Origin of the sequence: Paraburkholderia sp. BR10936 (genome assembly GCF_040965735.1) — a bacterium.
Classification (GTDB): Bacteria; Pseudomonadota; Gammaproteobacteria; order Burkholderiales; family Burkholderiaceae; genus Paraburkholderia; species Paraburkholderia nodosa_A.
On sequence record NZ_JBFRCM010000007.1, the window covers coordinates 262,110 to 278,408 of the forward strand.

General features: G+C 67.0%; 13 protein-coding genes and 1 riboswitch. Of the genes, 6 read left to right on the forward strand and 7 right to left on the reverse strand.

The features are described 5' to 3' along the window. Positions 1–96 precede the first annotated feature (96 nt). Positions 97–1,041 carry a LysR family transcriptional regulator gene (locus AB4Y36_RS17675; protein ID WP_069262312.1) on the forward strand — a complete coding sequence of 315 codons (945 nt, stop codon included), beginning with the start codon at positions 97–99 and terminating at the stop codon, positions 1,039–1,041. A 16-nt stretch (positions 1,042–1,057) separates the two neighbouring features. Here AB4Y36_RS17675 and AB4Y36_RS17680 read toward each other — a convergent pair whose 3' ends face one another. Both AB4Y36_RS17680 and zwf read right to left on the reverse strand, forming a co-directional pair. Then, positions 1,058–1,897: an ROK family protein gene (locus AB4Y36_RS17680; RefSeq protein ID WP_368683695.1), complete on the reverse strand. Its 840-nt coding sequence runs from the start codon at positions 1,895–1,897 to the stop codon at positions 1,058–1,060. Positions 1,898–1,919: 22 nt separating this feature from the next. After that, positions 1,920–3,554 (reverse strand): glucose-6-phosphate dehydrogenase, encoded by a 1,635-nt coding sequence (gene zwf / locus AB4Y36_RS17685; protein ID WP_368683696.1) that lies wholly within the window; start codon positions 3,552–3,554, stop codon positions 1,920–1,922. A gap of 223 nt (positions 3,555–3,777) precedes the next feature. Here zwf and AB4Y36_RS17690 point away from each other — a divergent pair, with 223 nt between their 5' ends. The 4 genes from AB4Y36_RS17690 (at position 3,778) to AB4Y36_RS17705 (ending at position 7,913) form a co-directional block, all read left to right on the forward strand. Beyond that, on the forward strand, positions 3,778–5,532 hold the full coding sequence (locus AB4Y36_RS17690) for an IlvD/Edd family dehydratase (protein ID WP_368683697.1): 1,755 nt from the start codon (positions 3,778–3,780) through the stop codon (positions 5,530–5,532). Between the two features lie 104 nt (positions 5,533–5,636). Then, positions 5,637–5,740, forward strand: a riboswitch (SAM-I-IV-variant riboswitch). Positions 5,741–5,782: 42 nt separating this feature from the next. After that, complete coding sequence (locus AB4Y36_RS17695; protein ID WP_176732832.1) at positions 5,783–6,100, forward strand: hypothetical protein; 318 nt, start codon at positions 5,783–5,785, stop codon at positions 6,098–6,100. Between the two features lie 43 nt (positions 6,101–6,143). After that, a complete protein-coding gene (locus AB4Y36_RS17700) occupies positions 6,144–7,112 on the forward strand; it encodes an ROK family protein (RefSeq protein ID WP_368683698.1) in 969 nt (322 codons plus the stop codon). Between the two features lie 111 nt (positions 7,113–7,223). Further along, the gene (locus AB4Y36_RS17705; RefSeq protein ID WP_368683699.1) at positions 7,224–7,913 is read left to right on the forward strand and encodes a hypothetical protein; all 690 of its coding nucleotides are present in this window, start codon (positions 7,224–7,226) and stop codon (positions 7,911–7,913) included. Between the two features lie 11 nt (positions 7,914–7,924). Here AB4Y36_RS17705 and AB4Y36_RS17710 read toward each other — a convergent pair whose 3' ends face one another. The 5 genes from AB4Y36_RS17710 to AB4Y36_RS17730 all read right to left on the reverse strand — a co-directional run bounded on the left by AB4Y36_RS17710 (position 7,925) and on the right by AB4Y36_RS17730 (position 14,030). After that, the gene (locus AB4Y36_RS17710; protein WP_342948292.1) at positions 7,925–9,022 is read right to left on the reverse strand and encodes an enolase C-terminal domain-like protein; all 1,098 of its coding nucleotides are present in this window, start codon (positions 9,020–9,022) and stop codon (positions 7,925–7,927) included. A gap of 19 nt (positions 9,023–9,041) precedes the next feature. After that, positions 9,042–11,321: a xanthine dehydrogenase family protein molybdopterin-binding subunit gene (locus AB4Y36_RS17715; protein ID WP_368683700.1), complete on the reverse strand. Its 2,280-nt coding sequence runs from the start codon at positions 11,319–11,321 to the stop codon at positions 9,042–9,044. Beyond that, positions 11,318–12,349, reverse strand: a complete 1,032-nt coding sequence (locus tag AB4Y36_RS17720) for a xanthine dehydrogenase family protein subunit M (RefSeq protein ID WP_368683701.1) — start codon at positions 12,347–12,349, stop codon at positions 11,318–11,320. Before AB4Y36_RS17720 ends, AB4Y36_RS17715 begins: the two co-directional genes overlap by 4 nt. Next, entirely contained in the window at positions 12,346–12,927 is a 582-nt protein-coding gene (locus tag AB4Y36_RS17725) for a (2Fe-2S)-binding protein (protein WP_069262304.1), read from the reverse strand. The genes AB4Y36_RS17720 and AB4Y36_RS17725 overlap by 4 nt, the downstream gene beginning before the upstream one ends. A gap of 110 nt (positions 12,928–13,037) precedes the next feature. Continuing rightward, entirely contained in the window at positions 13,038–14,030 is a 993-nt protein-coding gene (locus tag AB4Y36_RS17730; protein ID WP_342948289.1) for a cation diffusion facilitator family transporter, read from the reverse strand. 171 nt (positions 14,031–14,201) lie between these two features. Here AB4Y36_RS17730 and katE point away from each other — a divergent pair, with 171 nt between their 5' ends. Next, a complete protein-coding gene (gene katE, locus AB4Y36_RS17735) occupies positions 14,202–16,298 on the forward strand; it encodes a catalase HPII (protein ID WP_368683702.1) in 2,097 nt (698 codons plus the stop codon). Position 16,299 lies beyond the last annotated feature (1 nt).

The window sequence follows — 16,299 nt, forward strand, 5'->3', positions numbered from 1 at the left end:
TGCTTCGTCACGCTCACACCGTGTCCGTATTCTCGGCAGCCGCTTCTCATTCCACAATAAAATGGAAGGAATCTGCTTCATCACTGGATTGAATGAATGGAACTGGGCGACATCGATCTCAATCTGCTGCTGCTTTTTCATCGGCTCATGCGCGAGCGGCGCGTGGCGAGCGTGGCCGAGCAGATGAACATGAGCCAGCCCGGCGTGAGCAACGCGCTCGCGAAGCTGCGCCGCCTGCTGGGCGATCCGCTCTTCGTGCGCGGGCCCGGCGGCGTGGTGCCCACGCCGTTCGCGCTGCGTCTCGCAGAGCCGGTCGCGCAGGCGCTCGCCACGCTGCACGGCGCGCTCAATCCCGTGACCGGGTTCGACCCGTTGCGCGCCACGCGCACCATGACGATCGGCATGACCGACATCGGCGAGGTCGTGTTCCTGCCCGCGCTGCTCGAGCGCCTCGCGCGCGAAGCGCCGGGCGTCGCGCTCAACACCGTGCGCAATACGGGCGTCAACCTCAGCGAAGAGATGGCCGACGGCCGGGTCGATCTCGCCATCGGATTGCTGCCGCAACTCAAAGGCGGCTTCTATCAGCGGCGTCTCTTCGATCAGCGCTATGTCTGCCTCTTCAGGCGCGGCCATCCGCTGGAGAATGCGCCGCTCACGCTCGCGGCCTGGCGCGAGGCCGAGCATCTGGTGGTGGTGTCGGCGGGCACGGGGCACGGACAGGTCGACGAATGGCTGAAACGGCGCGGCGTGAAGCGCCAGGTGCGGCTCTCGGTGCCGCACTTCATGAGCGTGGGCTACATCCTCGAGCGCACCGATCTGATCGCCACGGTGCCGGAGCGGCTGGCGCTGCAACTGGCGAAGCCGTTTTCGCTGAGCCTGAGCGCGCTGCCCATGAAGCTGCCCGCCGCGCCGATTCATTTGCTCTGGCACGCGCGCGTGCAGCACGACGAAGGCAATCGCTGGCTGCGCGAACGCGTGATCGAACTCTTCGCGGATGGCGGCGGGCAAGCGCGCAAGGGTAGCGGCGCGGCCCGCGCCTAAGCCTCGAGCGATCCCGCTAGCGGAATTTGCCTGCGCGCTGCGTGGCCGCGGGCAACTGCCGTGTTTCGCGCACCGAACGCGGATGCCACAGGCGCGCGCCGCCTTCGATGCCGCGGTCGTTCGGCACGGTGGCCACGTTCGGCGGCAGATCGAACGTGAGGCGCGCCGCGTTGCCGCCGCCTATCCAGAGCTTGTCGTAGTGCACGAGCGAGTCGAGTATGCCGATGATCTTCTCGACGCGCGCGTTCCAGCGCTTGTTCCCCGCCTTGCTGCGCGCGGCGTCGCCGATGTACTCGTCGTAGGCGCGCTTCCGGCTGACCGGATGATGCGCGAGTTCGAGGTGCGGCATCAGTTCGCCATCACGGAACATGGCCGTGCCTACCCCCGTGCCGAGCGTCATCACGAATTCGAGGCCTTGCCCTTCGATCGCGGCGAGGCCCTGCATTTCCGCGTCGTTGATCATGCGCACCGACGCAATGCCCAGGCGCTCGCCGAGCATCTGCGCGAGCGGCACGTCGTTCCAGTCGTCGGGGCCGAGATGCGGCGCCGTGATCACATGATTGTTGCGCACGACACCAGGAAAGCCGATCGAAACGTGGGTCGCCGGATGCTGCTTGAGCAGCGGGCCGACGAGCGTCGCGAGCGTTTCGACCAGCAAGGCGGGCGGGCACGGATGGGGTGTCGCCACGCGCACGCGCTGCGTGCGCATTGCGCCGCTCGCGTCGATGATCGCGGCCTTCAGGCCCGTTCCGCCAACGTCGATCGCGAGAATATTTTCGATGTCGTTCGAGGTGTGCGTTGCACTTACCGCGCTTTTCACAGCGCTTTTCTTCACCGCTTTTTCGATTTTGGTCATACGTTCTCCTTGGCTGTCTGGTTCACGTCTTCTTCGCCGGCGCCGGCGCGAGGGCGCGCCACGCGCGGCCGTCGCGCGCGAGCAGTGCATCCGCCTGCGCCGGGCCTTCGCTGCCCGCGGCGTACTCGTACACGGGAAGCGCGGCGTCGAGTTCCGGGTGCAATACGCCATCCACCGTCGACCATGCCGCCTCAATGCCATCGGCGCGTTGAAAGAGCGTCTGGTCGCCGAGCATGCAATCGTAGAGCAGGGTTTCGTAGCCGACATTGGCACGCTCCGCGAAGAAGTCGTCGTAGTCGAACGACGAATGCACCGGGCCGATCTGCACGACCGGCCCCGGCGTCTTCACGTTGAAGTCGAAGCTCGTGCCATGCGACGGATCGATGCGCAGCGTCAGCACGTTGGGCGTGAGCGTATCGACCGGCGTGTCGCGAAAGAGCAGAAACGGCACGCTCTTCAGCTGCACCGAAATCTCCGTGCGCCGCGCGGCGAGGCGCTTGCCGGTACGCAGATAGAACGGCACGCCCGCCCAGCGCCAGTTGTCGATCTGCACGCGCGCGGCGGCATAGGTTTCGGTGCGGCTGTCCTGCGCCACGTCCGGTTCTTCGCGGTAGCCCACGCCCGCCGGGCCTTTGGCGTATTGACCGAACACCACGTCGTCGGGCGTGAGCGGCTTGAGCGCATCGAAGATGTCGGCCTTCTTGTTGCGCACGGCTTCGGCGTCGAACGAGTTGGGCGGCTCCATGGCGACCATGCCGAGCAGCTGAAACAGGTGATTGGGCACCATGTCGCGAAACGCGCCGGTCTGCTCGTAGAACTTGCCGCGGCCTTCCACGCCGATCACTTCCGAAGCCGTGATCTGCACGCTGTCGATGTACTCGCGCCGCCAGACGGGCTCGAACATGGCGTTGGCGAAGCGCAGCGCGAGTATGCTCTGCACCGTGTCCTTGCCGAGGAAGTGGTCGATGCGATAGACCTGCGATTCGCTCGCGAAGCGCAGTACATGCTCGTTCAAGTCGCGCGCCGAAGCGAGATCGGCGCCGAAGGGCTTTTCGATCACGATGCGGCGGAACGCGCCGTTGCGGTCGTTGCCCTCGTCGAGCAGCCCCGCCTTGCCGAGACGCTCGATAATCGGCTTGAAGAAGCGCGCGCCCACGGCGAGGTAGAACACGACGTTGCCGCGCGACTTGCCGTTCAGCTGCTGCGCGAGGCGCTCGAATGCGCTGTCGTCTTCGAATTCGCCTGCCATGTAGGTGAGCCGCTGCGCGACCCAGTCCCACGCCTCGTCGTCGAGCTTGCCGGCGTGGAAGGTGCTCGCCTTGTCGGCGGCGAATTTCTCCAGCGCGGCGTGCAGATCGTCGACCCACGCCTTCGTTTCGCGCTCGCCATGATTCACGCCGATGATCTTCATGCCGTCGTCGAGCAGGCGGTCGACGGCGAGGTTGTAGAGCGCCGGCATCAAAAGGCGCTTGGTCAGATCGCCGCCCGCGCCGAAGATCACGAGCGTGCAGGGCGGTGCGGGACGCTTGCCAACGGGCGAGGCGGGCGCGGCCGGTGCGCCGTGCGGATGCGCAGGCACTTTCGCGCTGGGGGCCGCGCGGGAAGCTTCGTTGGAAGCGGGGGGCTGGGTCGCGGGGTGGGTCGGTTTCGTCGACATGATTTCGCTTCAGTGGGCCGAAATGAATACAGCGAGCAAGTCCGGTTCCTTGACTGACCGAGTTTGCGCGCATTGAGTTCATTCCGCCATCGAAGGCGTTTTGTAATATCGTGGGCACTCATGTCACGCCGTTCTCCAACGCGCTGATTGCACAATTCGCAGTACCCTTACCGGCGGCGGCAACTTCGACCAGGCTGATTGAACCGACCCGAGGATGGTGGCTATGTCCGATAAGCACTCCCCCGACGAAAAAGATTCCCATGATCCGCAGGGCATGCGCGGCGGACTCACGAACTACGGCGACACCGACTTTTCGCTGTTCCTTCGCAAGGCCTTCATCAAGGGCGCCGGATATACCGACGACGCGCTGGCGCGACCCGTCATCGGCATCACGAACACGGGCAGCGCGTACAACCCGTGCCATGGCAACGCGCCTCAGCTTCTCGAGGCGCTCAAGCGCGGCATTCTGCTGGCGGGCGGCTTGCCGATGGAATTCCCGACCATTTCCATCCACGAAAGCTTTTCGCAGCCAACCAGCATGTTCATGCGCAACCTCATGTCGATGGATACGGAGGAGATGATTCGCGCGCAGCCCATGGATGCGGTCGTGCTCATCGGCGGCTGTGACAAGACGGTGCCCGCCCAGTTGATGGGCGCGGCGTCGGCGGGCATTCCGGCCATTCAGCTCGTTACCGGGTCGATGATGACGGGCGCGCATCGCGGCGAGCGCGTCGGCGCGTGTACGGATTGCCGCCGCTACTGGGGCAAGTTTCGGGCGGGCGAAGTCACGGCGGACGAGATCGCCGAGGTGAACGACCGCCTCGTGCCGAGCGTCGGCACCTGTGCCGTCATGGGCACGGCCAGCACGATGGCCTGCGTGGCGGAAGCCATGGGCATGACGATGCCGGGCGGGGCCTCGCCTCCAGCGGTGAGCTCGGACCGCATGCGCGTGGCCGAGCAGACCGGCGCGCAAGTCGTGGAGATGGCGCGACGGCGGCTCACCATCGACCAGGTGCTCAGCGCCGAGTCGTTCGAAAACGGCTTGCGGGTGCTGCTGGGCATCGGCGGGTCGACCAATGGCATCGTGCATCTCGCAGCGATTGCCGGGCGCATGGGCTTCGACATCGATCTGGACGCCGTGGACCGCATGGGCCGCGAAACGCCGGTGCTGCTCAACCTGAAGCCGTCCGGCGAGCACTACATGGAAGATTTTCATCGGGCGGGCGGTATGGCCACGCTGCTTCACGAACTGAAGCCTTTGCTGCATCTCGACGCCATGACCGTGACCGGCCGCACCCTCGGCGAGGAGATGGAGCGCGCCGGGCCGCGCTTCGCGCAGGACGTAGTGAAGCCGCTCAGCGCGCCCATTTACCCGCAGGGCGGCCTGGCCGTGCTGCGCGGCAATCTCGCGCCGGGTGGCGCGGTCATCAAGCAATCGGCCGCCTCGGCGGCGCTCATGGAGCACGAGGGCCGCGCGGTGGTGTTCGAGGACGCGACCGATATGGCGAACCGCATCGACTCCGACGATCTCGACGTCCACGCCGACGACGTGATCGTCCTCAAGCGCATCGGACCCAAAGGCGCGCCGGGCATGCCCGAGGCCGGCTACATCCCGATCCCGAAGAAGCTGGCGCGGGCCGGGGTGAAGGACATGGTGCGGATTTCGGACGGACGCATGAGCGGCACGGCATTCGGAACCATCGTGCTGCACGTCACGCCGGAAGCCGCCATCGGCGGCCCGCTAGCGCAGGTCCGCAACGGCGACCGCATCCGCTTGAGCGTGGCCAACCGCGAGATTACGCTGCTCGTGGACGACGAAGAACTGCGGCGCCGGGCGCAGGCGAACCCGGTGACTGCGCCCACGGCAAGCCGCGGTTATCACAAGCTCTTTCTCGACACCGTGACCCAGGCAGACAAGGGCGCCGATTTCGATTTCCTCAGGGCGGTCGAATCGCGTGGCGCAGTGCCCAGGAAGTAGCTTGCGGGCCGGGAGAGCCGGGTGGCCGCACTTCTTGCCCGGCGTCCTGATTTCGGTATAATGAAAGCTCGTTCGGAATATCGAACAAGAAACACCACGCAGCAGCAAAGCATCCAGAGTCGGACTGACCGACGCCAACCTGCCCTCCCGGGCAAGGTGGAAGCCCTCGAGGCGATGCGGCCGATTCACGGCAACGAAACGGGAACAGCCTGGCTGGCACCGGTTCGATCAACCTTCATCCGGAGCCACCATGCATCAAGATATCTCCTCCTCGTCGACCGTCTGTGAAGACCTGTCGCACTGCCTCCCCGGTTTCACGCTTACTCACACCGTGCATCTGGTGTCCGGTCTGGATCTCGGCGTCGTGTCGACCGCCGCCGGCGTGCTCGACGGCGAACAGGTGGTCGTCGACCGATGGGCCGTGACCCGCTTCGGCGACGTGCTCGAGCAAAAAATCGTATTTGGCGACATGACCGAACGGCGGGCGGCCCGGCTGCGCGAACAGCTCGCGGCCGTCGACGGCGTGTTGCGCGCGAAGATAGAGCATCATTTCGTGCGCGCCCGCTGAAACCAAAGGCTGGCGTCGCCGATGCACTTAACGAGGAGCCAGGGTGCCAGACACCAGCGTTGAACAAGGGCAACACTCACGCGTCTTTGTCGCGGACATCGGCGGCTCCTACATCAGGCTCGGTGTATCGGACCGTCCGCGCAGCGTGCGCCTCGTCGAAAGCGTGCCGACCCCCGTCGACAGTTGGGAGGCGTTCGGCGCGACCCTCGAAGCCCTGGCGGCCCGGCATATTGGCGAGACCCGCTCGCCTCTCGTCATCTCGATGGCAGGCGCGATCGACCCCGCAAGCGGCGTGATTTGCGCGTCCAACGTCCCCTGTGTCTCGGGCCGCGTGCTCGGCGCGGAGTTGTCCTCCCGGCTCAAGCGGCGCATACGCATTGCAAACGACGCGGACTGCCTCGCGTTGGCCGAGGCCGTCGAGGGCGCGGGTGCCGGCCACGATGTCGTGTTCGGCGTGGTCCTCGGCTCGGGTGTCGGCGGCGGGCTGGTCGTGGGCGGCCGCGTGGTGGGCGGCGCGAGCGGCATAGCGGGAGAGTGGGGCCACGGGCTGCCGGTCAGCACGCACGTCGACTTCGACGGCATGGGCCACGCGGAGCCCGTGATGGCATTGCGTTGCGGTTGCGGGCGAGTGGGCTGCGTCGACACCATCGGCGCGGCACGCGGTCTGGAACGGCTCCACGCACTCCTGAACGACGAGCAGAAAGACAGCCACACCGTTCTCGACGACTGGCAGCAAGGCGGCGAGCGCGCGAGGCGCACCGTTTGCGCGTGGCTCGCGCTGGTATCGGAGCCGCTCGCGGCCGTGGTCAACATCACGGGCGCTTCGGTCGTCCCGGTTTGCGGCGGCCTTTCAAATGTGGCCCCATTGATCGACGCGCTGGACGCGGCCGTGCGCAAGCGCACGCTGCGGCAGTTTTGCGAACGCGTCGTCGTTCCGGGCGCGTTCCGGCAGGACGGCGGACTCATCGGTGCGGCCATCATCGCGCGGCAGGACGACTGGCGCGAGCCGTAGCGCGCCGTGGTCGCCCGCACAGGAAAAATGGGCTTCCGACGCCTAAACTAATCTATGAAGCCAGACGGCTATCGGTCAGCGTTTCGGTCAGCGGCTACCGGGGTAAGCATCATGAAAGCGCGTGAATTGTGCAGACTCCTGCTCGTGCTCGTGGCGCTATGCATCAGCGCCGGGGCAAGCGCGGGTCGAGGCGGCGGTTGGGTGCATGGCGGCGGCGGTGGCTGGGGCGGCGGTGGCGGCGGCGGCTGGGGAGGCGGCGGCTACGGCGGCGCGAATCACAGCAGCGGCTGGAGCGGCGGCTACCACGGTGGCTATAACGGCGGCGCCTGGTCTCACGGCGGTTATTACCACGGCGGCTACTACCATGGCGGCTACTACCACGGCTACGGCTGGTATCACGGCGGCCGCTATCACGGCTGGTATGGCTGCTGCGGATCGGCGAGCGTCGGCTTCTACTTCGGCCCCGGCTTCATCTACGGCTATCCGTTCTATCCGTACTACTATCCGCCGTACGTCGCGAGCGTCTACTACCCCTACGTTTCCGGCGACTTCTCGCAGCCCACGCAGTGGATCGAACAAGGCCAGGGTCAGGCCCAGGCCGAGCCCCAGTACGGCGGCGCCAATATGTACGATCAAAACGAGCAGTACGGGCAAGGCGATCAAACCGGCCAGGGCGGCCAGGGCGGCGAGGCGCCATACGGCGTGTGGTACTACTGCGTCGCGTCGCAGACCTACTACCCGTACGTGCGGACCTGCCCAGGCGGCTGGCAGCAGGTGCCCGCGCGGCCACCTGACAGTTGAACGACGGCGCGTCAGCGCACCGCGTAGCGTTCGGCGTCGGCGTGCCGGAACGTCAGGCCATGGCCGTGGCGCGCGAGGTCGGGCGCGATATGTCCGGCGTGCAGGCGCGGCGCGCCCTCGAACAGCATGGCCTCGATGCGCGCGTGATCGTGAAACCATTCAATATGCACGAGGCGCCGCGCCGAGCATGCTACATGCAGATGCAGCGCCGGCGCGCAATGCGCCGAGAGCGGCGTATGCCACGCATCGCACAGCGCGTCGGCCTGCAGAAAGCCGGTGATGCCGCAGCAGCGCGTGGCGTCGGCCTGCAGCACATCCACGGCGTGGGTTTCCAGCAGCGCGCGGAAGTCGTCTGCCGTATAGCCGTATTCGCCCGCGGCGAGCGCCATGCGCGCGGGCAGGGCGGCGCGCAGCGCGGCGAGGCCGCGGCGGTCGTCCGAAGAAAGCGGCTCTTCGAACCACTGCACGTCCTCTTGCGCGAAGCATTGCGCGAGCCGCTGCGCCTCCTCGATCTCATAGGCGCCGTTGGCGTCGACGAAGAGGCCCGCCGTGCTGCCTATCGCCTGGCGCGCCGCCGCCACGCGCGCCGGATCGTCGGCCGGGTGCGAGCCGACTTTCATCTTGACCCACGCGCAGCCGTCGTTCTCGACCCAGCCGCGCAACTGCTTCGTGAGCGTTTTCAGGTCGTAGCTCGTGAAGCCGCCGCTGCCGTACACCGGCACGCGCTCGCGCTGCATGCCGAGCAGCGCGCACAGCGGGATGCCGAGCGCCTTCGCCTTGAGGTCCCAGAGCGCGGCATCGACGGCCGATATTGCGCAGGCCGCGAGGCCCGGCCGGCCGATGTTGCGCACGGCCCGCTGCATTTCGAGGTTGATGCGCGCGGTGTCGAAGAGGTCGTGCTGGCGCACGGCGTCGCCGAGCACGCTCTCCACGAGCGCTGTGGCGCCCGCATGCGCATAGGTATAGCCCACGCCGGTGAAGCCGAGCGCATCGATTTCAACCAGCACGAGCGTGGTGGAACGCCAGGCGATGGTGCCGTCCGCTTCGGGCAGGTCGGTGGGGATCGTATAGGCGCGCGCTTCGAGGCGCGTCAATCGGGTGGCATTCATGATGTCTCGCGCGCGTGGCTCACAGCAGCTTGTCGAGCGTGATCGGGAGATCGCGCACGCGCTTGCCCGTGGCGTTGTAGATCGCGTTCGCCACGGCGGCGGCCACGCCCACCACGCCAATCTCGCCCACCCCCTTCGCGCCGAGTGGGTTCACCACGTCGTCGTGCTCGTCCACGAACAGCACGTCGATCTCGCCGACGTCGCGATTCACCGGCACGTGATATTCCGCGAGGTTGTGATTCATGATGCGCCCGAGCGTATGGTCGAACTGCGCTTCTTCGTGCAACGCCATACCGATGCCCCATACCACGCCCCCGGCGATCTGGTTCGCGGCCGTCTTCGGGTTGACGATGCGGCCCGCCGCAACGGCGCTCACCAAGCGCGCCACGCGCACCATGCCGAGCGCTTCGGCCACGCGCACTTCGGCGAACACGGCTGAATGCGTCGCCATGGAATACTGCTTCTGGAGCGCCTCGGGCTTCAGTGTGACCTGCGCTTCGAGCGTTTTCATGCCCGCGTCGGCGAGAACGTCGGCAATGCGGGCGCGCGTTTCGGGCCGGCCGGCGCTCTCGCTCAACCTCACCTCACCGCCTTCGATCACGAGCGCTTCGTCCAGCATGCCGGGGTCGAGATTGGCGAACGCCACGCCGCCGTGCGCGGGCAACAGTTGTGCGAGGCGCGAGCGCAGCTGCGTGCAGGCGAGCGATGCGGCGCTGCCCACGGAAGCCACGGTCCACGAGCCGCCTTCGATCGGCGCGGGCGGTAGCGATGTGTCGCCGAGCGTGAACTCGACATCGTCGATGGCCATGTGCAGCGCGTCGGCGGCGATCTGCGAAATGGCGGTGTAGGTGCCGGTGCCGATATCGGCCGTGGCGCTGGCGAGTTCGAGCCGCCCTTGCGCGTTGAGGACGGCGCGCACGGTCGCTTCGGTCTGCAATGCCTCCCACATGCCCGTGGCCATGCCGTAGCCCACCAGTTCGTGGCCCTCGCGCATGGCGCGCGGCGTGGCAATGCGCGCGCCCCAGCCAAAACGCTCGGCGCCTTGCGCGTAGCAGTCGAGCAGCGCCTTGCTCGAATACGGCAACTGCTTGTTCGCGTCCTCGTCGGCGTAGTTGCGGATGCGCAGTTCGAGCGGGTCCATGTCCAGCGCGACGGCCAGTTCGTCCATGGCGCATTCGAGCGCGTAGAGACCTTGCGCGGCGCCGGGCGCACGCATATCGAGCGGCGTGTACACGTCGAGCCGCCCCAGCTTGTAGCCGAGCTGGACGTGCGGCGCGCGATACAGCCGGCCCGACCAGTTGACGACCACGTCGGTGAAGTCCTCGAACTGCGAGGTTTCTCCCACGGCTTCGTGGATGATCGCTTCGAGGCGGCCATCGCGTTGCGCGGCAAGCGCAACGTGCTGGATCGAGGCGGGCCGGTGTCCGAAGGTGAACATCTGCGCGCGCGTGAGCGCCACGCGCACGGGCAGGCGCAGCACGCGCGCCGCCATCATCGCCAGCGGCAGATGGTATTGCGGCCGCAGGCCGGAGCCAAACGCACCGCCCACGAACGGCGAAATCACGCGTACGCGGTCCTGAGACAGGCCGAAGACCTTCATTAGGTACTGCTGAGTATTGCTCACGCCTTGAGTCTTTTCGTAGACGATGTAACGCCCGTCGGCGGAAGGCACGACGGTGCAGCCGTGCATCTCCATAGGCTGATGAAACTCCGCGGGTATGCTGTAAAACGCGTCGGTGCGGGCGGGGGCGCGCGCGAGCGCCCGGTACGCGTGGCCGCGCGGTGCCGGCGGCGGCTCGAAGCCGCCCTTCTCGGTGGAGGGGTCGACCGCATGCTCCAGGGCGCGGGCCAGTTCGGTCTGATGCGCTTCGCTGCGATAACGCACGCGCACGAGCGAAGCCGCGTAGTGCGCGAGTTCGGGCGTCTGCGCCACCACGAGCGCGACGGGCTGGCCCGCGAAGGCGACGTGCGTGTCGGCGAGCGGGCGAAACGGCTTGCCGCCCGGTGCGATCTGATCCTTCCAGGCCGCGTCGTCTTCGGCGAGCGTGGGGCGGTTCTCGTGCGTGAGCACGTGCAGCACGCCTGGCAGCGCGAGCGCCGCGGACGCGTCGATGGCGACGATCTTGCCGCGCGCGATGGTGGCGTTGACGACCGCGCCGTGCACGAGCCCTGTGGCCGTGAACTCGGCGGCGTAGCGCGCGGCGCCCGTGACCTTGCTGCGGCCATCCACGCGCGAGAGCGGCGCGCCGATGCGTGCGACCGGGTCCGCGTCGCGGCGAGCTTCATAGGCGGTACTCATGCTGATTCCTCCCCGGAGTCTTCTGCGCCGTCGCCCTCGGCTCGGGGCGCCAGCGCCTGTTCGAATGCGCGCACGATCGCACGTCGCGCGAGATCCACCTTGAACGCATTGCCGGGACGCGGGTCGGCGTGCGCGACCACGGCGTCGGCGTAGCGTTCGATGGCACGTGTATCGTCGACAGCGCGGCCGATCAGACGCGCTTCCGCTTCGCGATCCCGCCAGGGCTTGTGCGCGACGCCGCCCAGCGCGCAGCCTAGCGCGCGCATCGTGCCGTCCTCCACGCGCACGCCGAGCGCGACCGAAACGAGCGCGAACGCATACGACTGGCGATCGCGCAGCTTCAGATACGTGAAGTGCTGCGCATAGCCCTCGCGCGGCAATTCGACGGCGGTGATGAGTTCCTCGTCGGCGAGCGTCGTTTCGCGGTGCGGTGTGTGACCGGGCAGGCGGTGCAGGCTGTCGAAGGGCAGCGTGCGCGTGCCGCGCCGGCCCGCCACGTGCAGCGTGGCGTCGAGCGCTTCGAGCGCGACGCACATGTCCGATGGATGCGTGGCGATGCAGTGTTCGCTCGCGCCGAAGATCGCGTGCATGCGGTTGACGCCGTCCAGCGCGGCGCAGCCGGTGCCCGGCGCGCGCTTGTTGCAGCACGTGGCGGGATCGTAGAAGTAGAGGCAGCGCGTGCGCTGAAGCAGATTGCCGCCCACGGTCGCCGCGTTGCGGATCTGCGCGGACGCCCCGGCGAGCAGCGCCTGCGCGAGCAGCGGATAGCGCTCGATCACGCGCGCGTCCCATGCCAGCGCGCTATTGGTGGCGAGCGCGCCAATGCGCAAGCCGCCGTCCTGCGTCGCCTCGATGTCGCGCAGCGGCAGCCGTGTGATGTCGATGATCGCGGCGGGGCGCATAACATCCTCACGCATCAGATCGACGAGATTCGTGCCACCGGCGAGGAATTCGGCGCCGGGGGTGGCGTAGTGCAGCCGCACGGCGTCGTCCACGCTCTTCGCGCGCGCGTACGAGAAGCGGTTCATGGTGCGTCTCCTTCGTCCTCTTCGCCGCCGGCGAGGTCCTGCGCGCGGCGCACGCCTTCCACGGCGTTCGCGATGTTCACGTATGCCCCGCAGCGGCAAAGATTGCCGCTCATTTGCTCGCGCACGTCGTCGCGGCAATGCGCGTGGCCTTCGGCGAGCAGCCCCACGGCCGAGCAGATCTGGCCCGGCGTGCAGTAGCCGCACTGAAACGCATCGTGGTCGATGAAGGCCTGCTGCACGGGGTGCAGCGCGCCGTCTTGCGCGAGTCCCTCGATCGTCGTGACGTCCGCGCCGTCGTGCGACACGGCGAGCGCGAGACACGCGTTGATGCGCACGCCGTTCACGAGCACCGTGCACGCGCCGCATTGGCCGTGATCGCAACCTTTCTTCGTGCCGGTGAGATGAAGCTGCTCGCGCAGCAGGTCGAGCAGGCTGGTCCACGGTTCCACGTGCAGCGCGTGGTGCGCGCCGTTGATCGTGAGTTCGATCGGCACGGCTTCGCTGCGAAGATGCGTGTCATCGTGCCTCGCCTTTGCGTCGTGTGCGCGCGGCGCGGGGTTGCGGGTGGCTGTGTGCATAACGGCCTCGTTATCAGGGCGGGTTGGGCTGGAATGGTCGCGATCATGCAATGCGCAATGCGCTTGCCTGGTGGTTCGGGTGCGTGCGGGGCCCGATCGCGCCCTCGAACCTATAGCGGATGCTCACCGTGTTCCGGCAACTCGGGCTCGAAAAACACCCAGCGCGCCGCAGGAAACGCCGCCTGCAAGGCGTTTTCGACACGGTCGATGATGCGCACCAGCTCGACGGCGTCGCAGCGCTCGGCGAGTTCGGCCTGGACTGCTACGAGCAGGCTGTCCGACCAGCGCAGCACGACGAGGCTGACCACGCGGCCGATCTCGGGGCGCGCTTCGAGCCACGCGCGCATGTCCCGGCGCACGCTCGCGCGCGCCGCTTCGCCCACGATCAGCGACTTGATCTCGCGAAGCGCGAACACGGCCGCCGCCATCATCACGCCGCCCACGCCGATGCTGCCGAGCGCGTCGAAGCCCGGCCAGCCGGTGAGGGCGGCCAGCCCCGTGCCAGCAATCGAGACGACGAGGCTTGCGAGCGCCGCGGCGTCCTCGCCGATCGAGAGCATGTTCTCCAGTTCGCCGGTTTCGCGAAACCAGCGCCATAGACCGCCCGCGCGGCGCCGCCGGTCGACGGAACGGATCGATGCGCGCAACGCGGTGCCCTCGGCGAGCGCCGCAACGGCCAGCACGCCCAGGGCGATCTGCACATGATCGACGCCGCTGTGATGCCAGAGCCGCCATGCACCGATGGCCATCGAAAGCAGGCCGCCCACGAAGAAAAACTGCAGCGCGACGAGCATGGCGTAGAAGTGCGTCTCGCGGCCAAAGCCAAGCGGATGCTGTTCGTCGGGCCGGTTGCGAGCCGCGCGCCGGCCCGCGATGAGCAAAAACTGATTCAGGCAGTCGGCGCTGGAGTGCGCGGCCTCGGCAAGCGTGGCGCCCGAATTCGTGTAGGCCGCGGCGGCGAACTTGCACAACGCCACCACGACGTTGGACGCGAGCGCGTAGTAGACGGCGCGCGGGACCTTCACGCTGGCCTGCCCAGTCGCGCCGCGCTCCATCAGAACCCCGGGATGTCGCGCGCCGCAACGTCTATCGTCTTGGTCCATGCAGCCATCGTGCCCCCCCTTCACCCCCTTATTGCGGGCGCGCAAATCGCATGCCTCCTGCGCGCGTGCGCCGGCGCGATTGCGAGGGCACATCGCTTGCGCTCCGGATGATGTTGTCGCTCGCCTTCACCTTGTGGCGAGCCATTCGGAACACTCACCAGGAGCCACCCCATGACAAAACACAAAAGCCCTCAAGGCAAGCATCGGCCCACCGACGCGAAATCGCAGAGCCTCGAATCGTTTCGCGCGCATGCGGACGGCGAGGCGCTGCGCACCAACCAGGGCGTGAAGATCGCCGATAACCAGAACACCTTGCGTTCAGGTGCGCGCGGCCCTTCGCTGCTCGAAGACTTCATCATGCGCGAGAAAATCACGCACTTCGACCACGAACGGATTCCGGAGCGCATCGTGCACGCGCGCGGTTCCGCTGCGCATGGGGTTTTTCGTGTATACGAGTCGCAAGCCGAACTCACGCGCGCGGGCTTCTTGCAGGACCCCGCGAAGGAAACGCCTGTCTACGTGCGATTTTCGACAGTGCAGGGGCCGCGCGGCTCGGCGGACACCGTGCGCGACATACGCGGCTTCGCCACCAAGTTCTACACGGACGAGGGCAATTTCGATCTGGTGGGCAACAACGTGCCCGTGTTCTTCATTCAGGACGCGATCAAGTTCCCCGACTTCGTGCATGCGGTGAAGCCCGAGGCCCCCGACGAAATGCCCACGGGCGGCACCGCCCACGATACGTTCTGGGACTTCGTCTCGCTCGTGCCGGAAAGCGCGCACACGGTCATCTGGGCCATGTCCGACCGCGCGATCCCGCGCAGCCTGCGCACCATGGAAGGGTTCGGAGTGCATACGTTTCGCTTCGTCAATGCCAAGGGCCACGCGCGCTTCATCAAGTGGCACTGGCGGCCCGTGCTGGGCTCGTACTCGCTGCTGTGGGACGAAGCGCAGAAGATCGCTGGCAAGGACCCCGACTTTCATCGGCGCGACTTGTGGGAGGCGATCGAGCGCGGCGACTATCCCGAGTTCGAACTGGGCGTGCAGGTCATCGAGGAGAGCGACGAACACAGCTTCGATTTCGATCTGCTCGACCCGACCAAGCTCGTGCCCGAAGAAGAAGTGCCGGTGAAGATCATCGGCAAGATGACGCTCAACCGCAATCCGGACAACTTCTTTGCGGAAACGGAGCAGGTCGCGTTCCATCCCGGCCATATCGTGCCGGGCATCGATTTCACGAACGACCCGTTGCTGCAAGGGCGTTTGTTCTCCTATACCGATACGCAGATCAGCCGTCTTGGCGGCCCGAACTTTCACGAGATTCCGATCAACCGGCCGGTTTGCCCGTACCAGAACAATCAGCGCGATGCGATGCACCGGCAAACCGTCAACGTCGGCCAGGCTTCGTACGAACCGAATTCGGTGAGCGGCGGGTGGCCGAAGGAAACGCAGCCGAAGGACGGCGGCTTCGAAAGCTACCAGGAACGCATGGACGGCGTGAAGATACGCGTGCGCAGCGAGTCGTTCGCGGACCACTTCTCGCAGGCCACGATGTTCTACCACAGCATGTCGGAGCCGGAGAAGGACCATATCAAGGCCGCCTATACCTTCGAACTGGGCAAGGTCACGAAGCCCGAAATACGCGAACGCCAGGTCAACGCCATTCTCGCGAACATCGACGCGGACCTCGCTGCGAGCGTGGCGCAGGCGCTCGGCTTGCCGAAACCAAAAGCCGGCGCCAAACCAGGCAAGCCGCGCACGGCCAGTTCGCCCGCGCTCAGCCTGCTCAACCGCGTGCAGCCCGGCATCAAGGCGCGCAAGATCGCCTTGCTCACCGCGCCCGGCGCGGACCCCGCCATGCTCACGCGGCTGCGCGATGCCTTTGCGCTGGAGGGCGCAACGGCGCTCGTCATCGCGCCCACGCTCGCGCCGATCGGCGATCTCGCGCCCGATGCGACTATCACCGGCATGCCCTCCGTCATGTTCGACGCGGTGTTCGTCCCCGGCGGCGAGAAGGCCACGGAGGCACTGGCCGAGTCGGGCGACGCGCGTCACTTCGTGCTCGAAGCGTTCAAGCATCTGAAGGCGATCGGCGCGCTCGATACGGGGCGGCTCGTGCTGTCCGCCGCGCAGTTGCCCGATCACGCGGACGGCGTCGCGAACGGCGATGAAGCCGAACTCGAGCGCGTGCTCAAGGAATTCATCGAAGCGGCAGGGCAGCATCGCGTATGGTCGCGCGTGGCGCAGACGCTGGCGGTGCCGGCGTGAG